The sequence below is a fragment of the Saccharibacillus brassicae genome, assembly GCF_006542275.1.
In the GTDB taxonomy this organism is placed as follows: domain Bacteria; phylum Bacillota; class Bacilli; order Paenibacillales; family Paenibacillaceae; genus Saccharibacillus; species Saccharibacillus brassicae.
The window spans coordinates 732913-746729 of sequence record NZ_CP041217.1 but is presented as its reverse complement, the minus strand read 5'-3'; the positions used below and the strand labels follow the sequence as shown (position 1 = coordinate 746729).

Sequence of the window (13817 nt, the reverse complement as noted above, 5' to 3'; positions counted from 1 at the left end):
GCAGCGTTGAACGGAAAATGCGCGGATGATTTACGAGGCCCAACACCAGCGAACCGGGAACAGTGCAAGCCCGGGAGGCCCTATTCCGCGTTTATCGGCATTTCCGGGAGCGTGCGACACGGGAAGCGTACGGAAAAGAGGAATGCGCATCGCGTCCGCTGGCGGACGCCGCGTATTCAAGTAGGGTGGAACCGCGGGAGCAAGGACGTTGGACGGGCTGTATTCGGATCTGCCGAATGCCTCATCCGCTTAACGGACCCGAACCCGGGAACGGCGCATGCAGCGGTATGATGTCGTTTCCGGGTCCGAAACTCTCGTCCCTACGTCTGTCGAATCAGGCGTAAGGACGGGAGTTTTTTGTGTACAGTCAGATAGGTGCCCAAGTTCCTTGTCCGGTCTGCCGATCCATTTTGCAAAGGGGTGTTTGTATGAATTTTCAGAACATGATCCTGACGCTTCAGAAGTTCTGGGCGGATCAGGGATGCATTAACGCGCAGCCGTACGATACGGAAAAAGGCGCGGGCACGATGAATCCGATGACGTATTTGCGTTCCCTCGGTCCCGAGCCGTGGAAAGTCGCTTACGTCGAGCCTTCGCGCCGTCCGTCGGATGGACGCTACGGCGAGAACCCGAACCGGTTGTACCAGCATCACCAGTTCCAGGTCATCATCAAGCCTTCGCCGGACAATATTCAGGAATTGTATCTGGACAGCCTCAAAGCGCTCGGCGTCGATCCGCTCGTGCACGATATCCGGTTCGTCGAAGACAACTGGGAGAACCCGACGCTCGGCTGTGCGGGCCTCGGCTGGGAAGTCTGGCTGGACGGCATGGAAATTACGCAGTTCACTTATTTCCAGCAGGTCGGCGGTCTGGAGACCCATCCGGTTGCGGTCGAGATCACGTACGGCATGGAGCGCCTCGCTTCCTATATCCAGGACAAAGAGAATGTGTTCGATCTGGAATACGTGGAAGGCATGACTTATGGCGACGTCTACCGCCAGGCGGAATACGAGCATTCCAAATACACGTTCGAGCTGTCCGACGCCAAGATGCTGTTCACGCTGTTCAACATGTACGAGCAGGAAGCGGCGCGTGCGGCCGAGGCGAACCTCGTGTTCCCGGCTTACGATTACGTGTTGAAATGTTCGCATACGTTCAACCTGCTCGACGCCCGCGGCGCGATCAGCGTGACGGAACGGACCGGCTACATTACGAGAGTGCGCAATCTGGCCCGTAAAGTGGCGGCTTCCTACGTGGAGGAGCGCGAGAAGCTCGGCTTCCCGTTGATCAAGAAAGGAGGGGAAGCGTAATGGCAAAAGATCTGCTGCTCGAAATCGGGCTTGAAGAAGTACCCGCCCGCTTCCTGCGCGCGGCGATGAACCAGCTGCGCGAGAAAACGGAAAAATGGCTGGACGCTTCGCGTCTGGGCTACGATACGGTAGAAGCGTACGCGACTCCGCGCCGCCTGGCCGTATTGGCGCGCGGCGTTGCGGAGAAGCAGGAAGACGTCAGCGAAGAAGTCAAAGGCCCTTCCCGCAAAATCGCGCAGGACGCAAACGGCGAATGGACCAAAGCCGCTCTGGGCTTTGCCCGCAGCCAGGGCGTGGAAGCGAGCGACTTCACGTTCAAGGAACTGGCCGGCGTGGAATATATCTACGCGACCAAAAGCCTGAACGGACAGGAAGCGTCCGCGCTGCTGCCGGAAGGACTCAAAAGCCTCATCTCGTCGATGAGTTTCCCGAAAAACATGCGCTGGAGCACGTACGATTTCAAATTCGTCCGTCCGATCCGCTGGATGGTCGCGCTGTTCGGCGAAGAAGTCGTGCCGTTCGACATTACCGATGTGCACACGGGCCGCGTTACGCGCGGACACCGGTTCCTCGGCGGCGAGACTTCGATCGAGCGGGCTTCGGATTACGTCGAAGCGCTGCGCGCGCAGCATGTCATCGCGAACGTGGAAGAGCGGCAGGCGCTGATTCTTAAGCAGATTCGCGACCTGGCCGAAGAACGCAACTGGAATATCGCGATCAAGGACGACCTGCTGGAAGAAGTGGTGTTCCTCGTCGAGACGCCGACCGCTTTGTTCGGTACGTTCGAGGAATCGTTCCTGAACATTCCGCAGGACGTGCTCATCACGTCGATGCGCGAACACCAGCGGTACTTCCCGGTTCTGGACGCCGAAGGCAAGCTGCTGCCGTTCTTCGTAACCGTGCGCAACGGCGATGCCAAGTCGCTCGACGTGATCGCCAAAGGCAACGAGAAAGTGCTGCGGGCCCGTCTGTCGGACGCCAAGTTCTTCTATGAAGAAGACCAGAAGCTGCCGATCGCGGACGCGCTGTCGAAGCTTGAGAACGTCGTGTTCCACGAAGAGCTCGGCAGCACCGGCGACAAAGTGCGCCGTATTCGCCAAACGGCCGACCGCATCGCGGAACTGCTCAACCTGGACAGCGAAGACAAGCAGGACGTCAGCCGCGCCGCCGACATCTGCAAGTTCGACCTCGTAACCCAGATGGTGTACGAGTTCCCCGAACTGCAGGGCGTCATGGGCGAAGACTACGCGCGCAAAGCCCGCGAGAAAGAATCCGTCGCGCGCGCCGTGTTCGAACATTACCAGCCGCGTTTCGCCGGCGAATCCGTGCCGGCTTCCATCGTCGGCTCGGCGGTCAGCCTGGCCGACAAACTGGACGCCATCGTCGGATTTTTCGGCATTGGCATCATTCCGACCGGTTCGCAGGACCCTTATGCGCTGCGCCGCCAGGCGGCGGGCATCGTGCAGATCCTGCTCGACCACAAGCTCGACCTGACGCTCGACCAGCTGTTCGACGTGTCGATCTCGGTGCATGAGCAGGCCGGCAACCTGAAGCGGACGGCGGATGAAGTGCGCAGCGACCTGCGCGACTTCTTCGAGCTTCGCGTCAAAAAACTGCTGTCGGAGACGCTGCGTTACGACGTCGTCGACGCGGTCATCGCGGCCGGCTTCGGCGACGTTCCGGCCGTCGTGGCCCGGGGCAAAGCGCTGATGAACGGTATCTCCGGCGAAGGCGATTTCAAGATCACCGTGGAGTCGTTCACGCGTACCGGCAATCTGGCATCCAAATCGGACGGCAGCAGCGTGCAGCCGGAGTTGTTCGAAGGCGAACCGGAGCAGGAATTGTTCCGCGCGTGGCAGGAGCTTCAGCAGCAGCGGGCGTCCTGGGCAAACGGCGAACGCGGCGCCGCCGAAGCGGAACTGGGCGCGCTGGCGGGGCTCAAGCAGCCGATTACAACGTTCTTCGACCGGGTAATGGTAATGGCAGAGGACGAAAAGGTACGCGCCAACCGTCTGGCCCTGCTTGCCGCGATCGATGCGGATCTCAAGCGCTTCGCCGATTTCGGCAAGTTGGTCTGGCAGTAAGACGCGCGGCCGCGCAAGCAGCTGAATAAGGAATCGATACGGAATCTTCCCCGTACAGAGAAGCAGGATCCGGCACGCCAGAGCGGCGCCGGCGCATTGTGTGCTCTGGCGGGGGAATTCCGTTTTTCGCATAGGGGCAGGCGGCGGTCTTCAAGCGGCCGCGGCGCGCCTTCGCGAAAAGGGGGAAGAAGATGGAAGCGGAAGGACTGCGGATTTTGGTCGATGCCGATGCGTGCCCGGTCAAGGAAGAGATCAAGCAGGCCGCAAGATTGACCGGCGTGCCGGTCGTCATGGTGTCCTCGTACGACCATGTGCTGCGCGAATCCGACAACGTGCGGGTCGTGCGGGTGGACCCCGGCAAGGAAAGTGCGGATCTGTATATCGTCAATCATCTGCGCGCCGGCGATCTGGTCATTACGCAGGATTACGGGCTGGCCGCGCTGGTGTTGGCCAAACGGGCTTACGCCCTGTCGGAGCGCGGCCTCGTGTACGACGCGGACAATATCGAACTTTTGCTGGATCGCCGGCATATTAGCGCCAAAGTTCGCCGCGGCGGCGGAAGAACCAAAGGTCCCAAAAAATTCACGTCGGAAGACCGAAGCGCTTTTTCGGAAAAATGTTTAAAACTTTTACATGATTTGCAGGAGAAGGCTTAATTATAGCGAATATTATTTTCATTAGAAGGTGGTTACTATGAGTACGGAATACGGAAATATTCCGGAGGAAACGATCGATGCGGTGCTCACGCAGCACGATATCGTCGAGACGGTGGGCAGACACGTTCATCTGACCAAGCAGGGCAAGTACATGAAAGGCCTGTGCCCGTTCCATTCCGAAAAGACCCCTTCTTTTACGGTGACGCCGGATCGCCAAATCTTCTATTGCTACGGCTGCGGCATGGGGGGCAACGCCATCAAGTTCAGGATGGAAATCGAAGGACTTTCTTTCCCCGAAGCCGTGAAGATTATGGCCGAAGAGTCGCATATCCCTTTCCAGAATACGAGCGGAAAGCCGGAGTCGCCTCAAGACCGAGAAACCGGACGTCTCCTTCAAGCTTACGAATGGAGCGAGAAATTTTATCATTTTCTGTTGAAAAACACGGAGCACGGGCTGCCCGCGCTGGAATATTTGCGCGGCCGCGGCATTAACGACAAGCTGATCGAACAATTCCGGATCGGATTCGCGCCGGACCGCTGGGACACGCTGGTCCAGTTTCTGGACAAACGGTCGTTCGACCTGGCGGAGATGGAAAAAGGCGGATTGATCTCGGCCCGCCAGAGCGGCGACGGTTACGTCGACCGCTTCCGCAGCCGGATCATTTTCCCTATCGCGAACCGCAGCGGCAAAACGATTGCCTTTGCCGGCCGGATTCTGGGCGAAGGTCAGCCGAAATACTTGAATTCGCCCGAAAGCCGGTTGTTCAACAAAAGCCGGGTGCTGTACAATTTCGACCAAGCGCGCAGCGCGATCCGCAAGCAGCGGCAGGCCGTCCTGTTCGAAGGCTACGGCGACGTCATCGCGGCGTGGGAAGCCGGCGTCCAGAACGGCGTCGCCACGATGGGCACGTCGCTTACCGAACAGCACGCCGCCATGATCAAGACGACGGCGGACGAAGTGCTCGTCTGTTACGACGGCGACAATGCCGGCCAGAACGCCGCGCTCAAAAGCATTCCAATTCTGGAGCAGGCCGGCTTGCAGGTCAAGGTGGCGATGCTGCCGCCCGGCCTCGACCCGGACGATTATATCCGGTCGAACGGCGGCGAACGCTTCGTACGCCAGATCGTGGAAGACGCGGCGTCGACAACGAAGTTCCGGTTGTCCAATCTGAAGCGGGGCTACAAGCTCGCCGAAGAAAGCGGCCGGCTCGACTATGCCAAAGCGGCACTGCCGATCATCGCGGCGCTGCATTCCCCGACCGAACGCGAAGTGTATCTGCGCGACCTGTCTTCGGAAGTCGACATCTCGTTCGACAGCCTGAAGCAGGATTCGAACCTGATCCGCCAGGAACAGAGCCGGCCGGCGCCGGGTCAGGAAGATCCGGGACCGGCCTACTCCGGGCCCCAGCAGGGCGGCCGGGGCGGCGGGCAGGGTCAGTACGGCGGCCAAGGACGCAAGCGGAGCGATTACAACAACAAAAGCGATTACGGCAACAAGGGAGGCTACGGCAAAAAAAGCGGCTTCGGCGGCGGCAATTACGCCAATGCCGAAGAAGACTTTTTCCCGCAGCAGCGCAGGTCGCGTCCCGACCGCAATCTGCTGCCGGGCCATCAGGCGGCCGAACGCCGTCTCCTGTTCCTCATGCTGCAGGACCGCCAGGCGGCCGATTACGTCGCGGCCCGCCTCGGCGAAGAGTTCAACACACCCGAATATGCGGCAATCGCCGCCTATCTGTATGCTTTTTACGCGCAGGACCGCGAGCCCGACAGCAGCCGCTTTATCTCGTCGCTGCAGGACGAGAAGCTGGAGAAAGCCGTCAGCTCGATCGTCATGATCGAAGGGCCGCGGGAGTGGAACGAGCAGGTACTCGACGACTGCATCCGGGAAGTGCGCAAGTTCCCCCGGCTGCGCGGCATCGAAAGCAAGCGCGAAGAGATGATCCGTGCCGAAAAAGACGGGGATTTCCTGCTCGCCGCTCAAATCGCAAGTGAAATCATAGCCCTGGAGCGTCAGTAACGAACGAGTTTCCGGTTCGAAGTCCGGGGAGGAGGGAGTCTAGAATGGCGAACGAGCAACATACGGAATTGGAAGGCGAACAGACCCTTGAACAGGTGAAAGAACAATTGATCGAACTCGGCAAAAAAAGATCCCATCTCAGTTACAAGGAGATTGCGGAGAAACTGTCGCCGTTCGATCAGGACCCCGAGCAGATCGAAGAGTTTTACGAGCAGCTCGGCGACCAGGGTATCGAAGTGAGCGACGAAACGGACGAGGAAGAAGAACAGGCACGGCCGCGCGAACGGGAGGGCAGCGAGGAATTCGAATTCAACGATGACCTGGCGCTGCCTCCGGGTATCAAGATCAACGATCCGGTGCGCATGTACCTCAAAGAAATCGGCCGCGTTCCGCTGCTGTCCGCCGACGACGAAGTCCAGTTGGCGAAGCGGATCATGGAAGGCGACGACGAAGCCAAGCGCCGACTGGCGGAAGCTAATCTTCGGCTTGTCGTCAGCATCGCCAAACGCTACGTCGGCCGCGGCATGCTGTTCCTGGACCTGATCCAGGAAGGCAACATGGGTCTGATCAAAGCGGTAGAAAAGTTCGATTACAAAAAAGGGTTCAAATTCAGTACGTATGCCACCTGGTGGATTCGTCAGGCCATTACCCGCGCGATCGCCGACCAGGCGCGTACCATCCGGATTCCGGTGCATATGGTCGAGACGATCAACAAGCTGATTCGGGTCTCCCGCCAACTGCTGCAGGAATACGGACGCGAGCCGTCGCCCGAAGAAATCGCGGCGGAGATGGAACTCAGCGTCGAGAAAGTGCGCGAGATCATGAAGATCGCGCAGGAGCCGGTATCGCTGGAGACGCCGATCGGCGAAGAAGACGATTCGCACCTCGGCGACTTTATCGAAGACCAGGAAGCGTTGGCTCCGGCCGACGCCGCGGCTTACGAACTGCTCAAGGAGCAGCTCGAAGACGTGCTCGACACGCTGACCGACCGCGAGGAGAACGTGCTCCGGCTGCGTTTCGGCCTGGACGACGGACGTACGCGCACGCTCGAAGAAGTTGGCAAAGTGTTCGGTGTGACCCGCGAGCGGATACGCCAGATCGAAGCCAAAGCGCTGCGCAAACTTCGTCATCCGAGCCGCAGCAAGCGTCTCAAAGATTTCCTCGAATAGAACCGGATACGCACAGCCGAACGCCGGAGCGCCGCTCCGGCGTTTTTTTGCCTCAAAACCTGCCCGCACCCGTCGGATTCGTTTCGTTCACGATCAAAAGTCCCGGATGTTTATGCAAAGCGCCGGATAGGCGGGACGATTCTTTCCGGGTAGACTGGTCGTAGAAGAATGTTCGCGTCCGCTTGTCGACGGGGACAAGCCGGTTCGCGGCAGAAAAATGCGCGTCCGCTTAATCGCGGCGAAGCGACCTGCCGATATAGAAGAAGAGAACGGCTTCAGTCATGGAGGAGGAGCGCTTTTGGAACGGGAAAAAAAGAGAGTCATTATTATGGAGATCGAAAATTGGCGCAAAGGCAAACTTTTGCCCGAACATTACTGCGATTTTTTGTTAAACTTATATGACGACGAAGCGACGCAGACCCAGAAAAGCACTTTGTCGGTCACCGAACTGAAAAAGGGCAATTTCAAGCTGTGGGCGCTTTCGTTTATCAGCGTGGCGCTGATCTTCCTGATCGGGTTCTATTTCCCGATTCTGGATTGGCCGTTTCAGGCGGCCGCGATCGCGGCGCTTGTCTCGTTCTGCTACGGGCTCGGTACATACGCCAGGGGAAGAGCCTGGATGGGCGGCATGGGCGGGCAGATGCTGTACGCGATCGGCAGCATCGTGCTGCTCGGCCTCGGGGCGTGGATGATTCGGCTCAACGGCTGGCAGGAACCGATGGCCATGCTCGGATTGATCGCGGTATGCGCCGTCGTCTGGTTGGCGGTCGGGATGATCGTGCCGAGCGGACTGCTGCATTACTGCGGCTGGGGCGCGCTGATTCTGCTGTACGCCAAATTTTTCGGGCAGATGAATCCGGCGGCTTCCTGGCCGATGCTCCAACTGCTCTGGGTGCCGCTCAGCATGCTGCTGCTGTGGCTCAGCTGGCTCGCCCATCATAAAGCGAAACGCTTCGCTTCGATTTACTTCGCGGTCGGCATCACGCTCTGGTTTATGCCGGAGCTCGACGACCTGCTGCTGCGCCAGAATACGACGGACGGCATCATTTTGTACATCCTCGGCAAGCTGGCGCTGGCGTTCATCTTCTTATTTGTCTGGCGAAAAAAATGGATTGCGTGGGTGTCTGTATGAAATTATCGGAACGTTTGAACAAGATTTGCGGGTTGATCCCGCCCGGCAGCCGCCTGGCGGACATCGGCTCGGACCATGCGCTGCTGCCGACTTTTGCGGTGCGCGAAGGCCGCGTTCCTTCGGCGATCGCGGGCGAGGTCAATCGCGGCCCTTACGACGCCGCGTCGAAGCAGGTCGCGGAAGCGGGACTGCAGAGCCAGATCGAGGTGCGGCTCGGCGACGGTCTGGCCGCGATCGAAGCGGGCGAAGCGGACGTCATTACGATCGCCGGCATGGGCGGCGCGTTGATCGTCCGCATTTTGACCGAAGGCAAAGCCAAGCTTGCCGGCGTGCAGCGGTTGATTCTGCAGCCGAACGTCGGCGAAGATCTCGTGCGCCGCTGGCTGCTGCGGGAAGGCTGGCTGCTGACGGAGGAACATATCCTCGAAGAAGACGGCAAAATCTACGAAGTGCTGACCGGGGACCGCAGTCTCTCGGCGGTCGAGGACAACGCGCGCCTGTACGCGCCGACGACCGTGGGCGAGCCGCCGGTCCGGCTTGAAGCCGACCAGCTGCTTGATTTCGGCCCTTTTCTCGTGCGCGAAGCTTCGCCGGTGTTCCACCGGAAATGGCGGAGCGAGATCGCGAAGCTGGAAGGGGTCGCGGCATCGATGGGCCGCTCGGATAGCGAAGACGCACGCGGCAAAAAAGAATCGCTCGAACGCCGTATTCAACGGCTCAAGGAGGTGCTGGCATGTTTGCCAAAGGACAAACCGTTGTCCAACTGATGGAGAAGTTCGCGCCCAAAGCGCTGGCCGTGGAGAACGACAAAATCGGCCTGCAGCTCGGCACGCTGAACAAGGAAATTCCGAAAGTGCTCGTCGCGCTTGACGTGACGCCCGAAGTGGTGGACGAAGCGATTGCACTCGGCGCCAATCTGATCGTCGCGCATCACGCGATCATTTTCCGGCCGCTTGCGAACTTGCGCACCGATACGCCGATGGGCGCCCTGTACGAAAAATTGATCAAGCACGATATCGCCGTCTATATCAGCCATACAAATCTGGATGTGGCCGAAGGCGGCATGAACGACTGGATGGCGGATCTGGTCGGCATCGTCGAACCGAAGCCGCTCGAAGAACTGCAGCGCGAGCCGCTGTACAAGCTCGTCGTCCATGTGCCGTCAAGCCATCATCAGGGCGTGCTCGACGCGCTGCTATCGGCCGGCGCGGGCACGATCGGCGACTATTCGCACTGCAGCTTCAGCACGGCAGGCACGGGCACTTTTCTGCCGGGCGAAGGGACCCGTCCGTATCTGGGCAGCCCCGGCAAGCTGGAGCGGGCCGAAGAAATCCGGATCGAGACCGTGCTGCCGGAGAGTGTGCGCGCCAAAGCGATCCGGGGCATGTTGAAGGCGCACCCGTACGAAGAAGTGTCGTACGACCTGTACAAGCTTGAGCAGACGGGCCAAGCGTACGGCCTCGGCCGTATCGGCAAGCTGGCGCAGCCCAAGACGCTTGGCGAGCTGACGGAAGTCGTCAAGCAAGGCTTTGACGTGCCGGCGGCCCGCGTCGTCGGCGATGCGGAGCGCGTAATCAAAAAAGCGGCCGTGCTCGGCGGATCGGGCAGCCGCTATATTCATCATGCGCTCCGTCAGGGAGCCGACGTGCTGATCACCGGCGATATCGATTACCATACGGCGCACGACGCGCTGATGGCCGGACTTGCGATTATCGATCCCGGCCACAACTCGGAGAAAATCATGAAGCGCGAAGTGGCGAATATTTTGGGCAAAATGCTGCGCGAAAGCGGCAGCGAGACGACCGTCCACGCTTCCGAACCGAATACGGAACCGTTCCGTTTCGTGTAGGAAGAAGTTCATGTCAAGAAAAAAGGCTTGTCACCCGCGGGAATTCGCGGTATAATAAATGCCGTTGCTTAAGGAAAGTTTAACAGACAATCGCCGGTGCCGCGTAAGGCGGCACGGGAGGAAAGTCCGGGCTTCGCAGGGCAGGATGCTGGATAACGTCCAGTCAGCGCGAGCTGAAGGATTAGTGCCACAGAAATGGACCGCCGATGGCCGCTTTCGGGCGTGCACAGGTAAGGGTGGAACCGGAGTGTAAGAGACTCCGAGGGGCGCTGGTGACTTCGTCCCTGGTAAACCCCATCCGAAGCAAGACCTAATGAAACGCCGTTTCCGGCTTGCCGGAAGCAGCCCTTGCCCGGGGTGCGTTTAGGTTGGTCGCTTGAGCCGTACAGCAATGTGCGGCCTAGACAGATGATTGTCGCTCACAGCGGGAGGGTAGTTCCCGTCTGCACCGCAAAGTAGCACAGAACCCGGCTTACGGTAAGCTTTCCGCACTGCGCAACCTCAAATCTTGATCGCGCCCCAGGGACGGTCGGGAACCGAATGTTTTGCACGAACACTTCGATTTGGCGGCGTCCGTTTCCTTCTTGCGAAGGAAACGGACGCCGTTTTGCTTGGGCTTCGTTGTATCGACAGCCGGGTCCCGCCCCGTACGCGCGTTTTGAAATTGCGCTGCCGGTTAAGTAACGGGTACAGGGATCTTGCGGCGCGTTCTCTTGCAGCTTCCGAAGGCCCGCCTCGAATCCGATCTCTTTTCACGGCATCGACCGCTTATCACGATTGTTTATCGGCGGCGGGGCACAGGCCCTTTGCGGATGCTTTTACTTCAATTTTATGCTACGATGGACGGAGCAGGGACAGGGTTTGCAAGGAAGCCCGCTTCGCGCCTTCGCGCGATCAAATACCAAGGGGGAAACGCCGTTATGTCAGCGTCTAACGTACAGAAAATGTGTGAATCGACCAGGGATAAGTTGAAAGCCGCCATCGTGAGAATCGAAGACTTTTTGAATGAATACTCTCTGCCTCAGCTTGCCGAATCGCAGGAAGAGGAAGAAGTCGCCTATTACAAAGGTTTCTTGTCCGATCTTCGCCATCTGCTCGTATTCTCGGAAACGTCCTCCGAAAAAATCGGAGTGCTGCTGCGTCGGGCCAATTTCGACGTCAATTCCGCGGAAGATACGCTGTATAAGGTATACCACAACGTGATCAACAGCTTCTTTTACCCGAAAAACGAATGTTATGCCGAAGACGGCCGCTATGCTTACACCGGCCAGGAAGCGATTCGTTTCCGCAGACATATCGCGGCTCCGGCCCGCGAAGTCATTCTCGACGTGACCAAGACGTATGAAGAACTGCGTGACGATCTGGATTACTACGAGAGCGATTATTTGAGCCAGCGCCGCATGAGCGCTCCGCGTTCTTAACGACACCGAGATTCCGGATCAACGCTGGAAAGGGAGTGTAAGGATGATTATCGATCCGAGGACGGCCAAGCAGCTGATCGAGCTGCAGTGGATAGACAGTATGAATCTGGACAAATCTTCGCTCAAGAGCATGGAACAGGGCAAGATCGACTCTTCGGTCTTTGCCACGCTGCTGCAGCAGAAGATGGACCAGTCCGGCACCGCTTCGATATCGGCGCAGGAGCTGATGAAGACGCTCGACGCGATCGCGCTGCCGGCCAACCAGATGGGCAAGCTCAAGCCCGGCGCCATGTCGCTGGACAGCGCTTCGGACTCGTCTGGCGCCGCCGGCGCTTCGCTGGACCGTTCGGCCGCCAAGATCAGCATGCCGAACGTGTCCGAGCCGACCGTCAAATCCGGCACGCCGAACAGCAATGCGGCCCAATACGCGGACCTCGTGCAGGCGGCAAGTTCCAGGTTCGGCATTCCGCAGTCGTTGATCAACGGAATCATCGACGCGGAATCTTCCTTCAACCCGAACGCCCAATCGGGCGCGGGAGCCAAAGGATTGATGCAGCTCATGGACGGAACGGCCGCCGGATTGGGTGTCAAAAATTCGTTCGATCCCGAGCAGAACATCAACGGAGGCGCAAGCTATATCGCTTCGATGCTGCTTCGGTTCGACGGATCGCAGCGGTTGGCGCTTGCGGCTTACAATGCGGGGCCGGGCACGCTGCAGCGTCTGGGCATCCGGACCGAAAGCGATTTGAACGCCAAGTTCGACCAGCTTCCGCGAGAAACGCAAAATTATATCGGCAGGGTCGAAACGGCCCAGGCGAAATACATTTGAGCCGATTCGGCGCAGGCGAAGATCAAAAAGGAAAGCTCGACTTTCCCTTTTTGATCTTTTTGCCGTCCGAGGGAATCCGGCTCCGGCAAACGGCAAACGGCAATCTGCCTGCCACAGACCACAGAAAAGTCCCTCCAAGAAAACAATTCGCCTAAAAAACAAGTCCTATAAGAAAACGAAAGAAGGTTCCGGTGTATGCTTAATTTCGACCATGCGGCTTCGACGCCCGCCCATCCCGACGTCGTTGCGACCGTCGCCCAGGTGATGGAGGCGCATAGCGGCAATCCGTCGTCGATCCACCGCGCCGGTCAGGACGCGGCCCGGCTGCTCCGGCGCGCGCGCGAAGTGTGCGCGGCGGCACTCGGCGTAACGCCCGGGGAAGTGCTGTTCACTTCCGGAGCGACGGAAAGCAACAATCTGGCGATCAAGGGCACGATGCTCGGCCGCAGCGACGGCAGGAACCATATCGTGACGACCGCGATCGAGCATGCTTCCGTGTATGCCAGCTGCCGCCAGTTGGAAGATTTCGGCTTCGAAGTGGCGTACGTCCGGCCGGAAGCCGACGGAACCGTCTCGCCCCAAAGACTGCTGGAGGCGGTCAACGAACGGACGGCGCTCGTCAGCGTCATGCACGTGAACAACGAGACGGGCGCGGTGCAGCCGGTCGAAGAGATCGGCCGGCGGCTCAAATCTCTTCATCCGCGCGCGCTGCTGCATGTCGACGGGGTGCAGGGCTTCGGCCGTCTGCCGCTTGATCTTCAAGCCGCCGGGATCGACCTGTACAGCGTATCGGCGCACAAAAACGGCGGTCCCCGCGGCGTCGGCCTGCTCATGGTGCGCAGCGGCGTCAAGCTGCTGCCGCTGCTGTCGGGCGGCAGCCAGGAGAACGGCATGCGTGCCGGCACGGAGAACGTCGCTTCGATCGTGGGCGCGGCCAAAGCGTTTCGCCTCGCGGCGGAAGGGCAGGCGCAGCGCGCGGCGCGGCTGAACGCGCTGCGGGAGACGCTCGCGGCGGAAGTGCGGCGGCACGGGGCGCTGACGCTGACCGAGCCGGCGCAGGCCGCTCCGCATATCGTGCATTTTACGTTTCCGGGCTTGAAATCGCAGGTCATTCTGCATACGCTGGAAGAGCTTGGGGTGCTGGTGTCGGCGCAGTCCGCCTGCGCGGCGAAGACCGAGAAACCGAGCCGGGTCCTCGAAGCGATGGGCCGGGACCGTCCGCACGCGACGTCGGGCATCCGCTTGAGCCTCGGAGAAGAACATACGCAAGAACAGATCCGGCTGCTGTCGGAGGCGCTGGACAAGGCCGTGGGCCGGCTGGCGCCGTTTGAGGGGAGAAAACGATAACGA

11 protein-coding genes and 1 other RNA gene are annotated in these 13817 nt (G+C 59.5%); all 12 read left to right on the top strand.

The window, feature by feature from the left end:
* The first annotated feature begins 428 nt into the window (after positions 1-428).
* Complete coding sequence (glyQ, locus tag FFV09_RS02960) at positions 429-1310, top strand: glycine--tRNA ligase subunit alpha (protein WP_141446301.1); 882 nt, start codon at positions 429-431, stop codon at positions 1308-1310.
* Positions 1310-3394: a glycine--tRNA ligase subunit beta gene (gene glyS, locus FFV09_RS02955; protein ID WP_141446300.1), complete on the top strand. Its 2085-nt coding sequence runs from the start codon at positions 1310-1312 to the stop codon at positions 3392-3394. Before glyQ ends, glyS begins: the two co-directional genes overlap by 1 nt.
* A 191-nt stretch (positions 3395-3585) precedes the next feature.
* Positions 3586-4050 (top strand): YaiI/YqxD family protein, encoded by a 465-nt coding sequence (locus FFV09_RS02950; RefSeq protein WP_141446299.1) that lies wholly within the window; start codon positions 3586-3588, stop codon positions 4048-4050.
* Between the two features lie 37 nt (positions 4051-4087).
* Positions 4088-6067 carry a DNA primase gene (gene dnaG / locus FFV09_RS02945; protein ID WP_141446298.1) on the top strand — a complete coding sequence of 660 codons (1980 nt, stop codon included), beginning with the start codon at positions 4088-4090 and terminating at the stop codon, positions 6065-6067.
* Positions 6068-6111: 44 nt separating this feature from the next.
* Positions 6112-7236, top strand: a complete 1125-nt coding sequence (rpoD, locus tag FFV09_RS02940) for an RNA polymerase sigma factor RpoD (protein ID WP_141446297.1) — start codon at positions 6112-6114, stop codon at positions 7234-7236.
* Between the two features lie 298 nt (positions 7237-7534).
* Positions 7535-8368 carry a hypothetical protein gene (locus FFV09_RS02935; protein ID WP_141446296.1) on the top strand — a complete coding sequence of 278 codons (834 nt, stop codon included), beginning with the start codon at positions 7535-7537 and terminating at the stop codon, positions 8366-8368.
* The gene (locus FFV09_RS02930) at positions 8365-9135 is read left to right on the top strand and encodes a tRNA (adenine(22)-N(1))-methyltransferase (RefSeq protein WP_141446295.1); all 771 of its coding nucleotides are present in this window, start codon (positions 8365-8367) and stop codon (positions 9133-9135) included. The genes FFV09_RS02935 and FFV09_RS02930 overlap by 4 nt, the downstream gene beginning before the upstream one ends.
* Positions 9102-10217: a Nif3-like dinuclear metal center hexameric protein gene (locus FFV09_RS02925; RefSeq protein WP_141446294.1), complete on the top strand. Its 1116-nt coding sequence runs from the start codon at positions 9102-9104 to the stop codon at positions 10215-10217. Before FFV09_RS02930 ends, FFV09_RS02925 begins: the two co-directional genes overlap by 34 nt.
* A gap of 74 nt (positions 10218-10291) precedes the next feature.
* Positions 10292-10707, top strand: an RNA gene (gene rnpB, locus FFV09_RS02920) — RNase P RNA component class A.
* 430 nt (positions 10708-11137) lie between these two features.
* Positions 11138-11638, top strand: coding sequence for a DUF3907 family protein (locus tag FFV09_RS02915; protein ID WP_141446293.1), 501 nt, complete (start codon positions 11138-11140; stop codon positions 11636-11638).
* 43 nt (positions 11639-11681) lie between these two features.
* Positions 11682-12467: a lytic transglycosylase domain-containing protein gene (locus FFV09_RS02910; protein ID WP_246098456.1), complete on the top strand. Its 786-nt coding sequence runs from the start codon at positions 11682-11684 to the stop codon at positions 12465-12467.
* 195 nt (positions 12468-12662) lie between these two features.
* Positions 12663-13814, top strand: coding sequence for a cysteine desulfurase family protein (locus FFV09_RS02905; RefSeq protein ID WP_141446292.1), 1152 nt, complete (start codon positions 12663-12665; stop codon positions 13812-13814).
* Positions 13815-13817 lie beyond the last annotated feature (3 nt).

Coding starts and splice junctions, on each gene's coding strand:
- glyQ (WP_141446301.1), top strand. CDS start 429: ATGAATTTTCAGAACATGATCCTGACGCTTCAGAAGTTCTGGGCGGAT.
- glyS (WP_141446300.1), top strand. CDS start 1,310: ATGGCAAAAGATCTGCTGCTCGAAATCGGGCTTGAAGAAGTACCCGCC.
- FFV09_RS02950 (WP_141446299.1), top strand. CDS start 3,586: ATGGAAGCGGAAGGACTGCGGATTTTGGTCGATGCCGATGCGTGCCCG.
- dnaG (WP_141446298.1), top strand. CDS start 4,088: ATGAGTACGGAATACGGAAATATTCCGGAGGAAACGATCGATGCGGTG.
- rpoD (WP_141446297.1), top strand. CDS start 6,112: ATGGCGAACGAGCAACATACGGAATTGGAAGGCGAACAGACCCTTGAA.
- FFV09_RS02930 (WP_141446295.1), top strand. CDS start 8,365: ATGAAATTATCGGAACGTTTGAACAAGATTTGCGGGTTGATCCCGCCC.
- FFV09_RS02925 (WP_141446294.1), top strand. CDS start 9,102: ATGTTTGCCAAAGGACAAACCGTTGTCCAACTGATGGAGAAGTTCGCG.
- FFV09_RS02915 (WP_141446293.1), top strand. CDS start 11,138: ATGTCAGCGTCTAACGTACAGAAAATGTGTGAATCGACCAGGGATAAG.
- FFV09_RS02910 (WP_246098456.1), top strand. CDS start 11,682: ATGATTATCGATCCGAGGACGGCCAAGCAGCTGATCGAGCTGCAGTGG.
- FFV09_RS02905 (WP_141446292.1), top strand. CDS start 12,663: ATGCTTAATTTCGACCATGCGGCTTCGACGCCCGCCCATCCCGACGTC.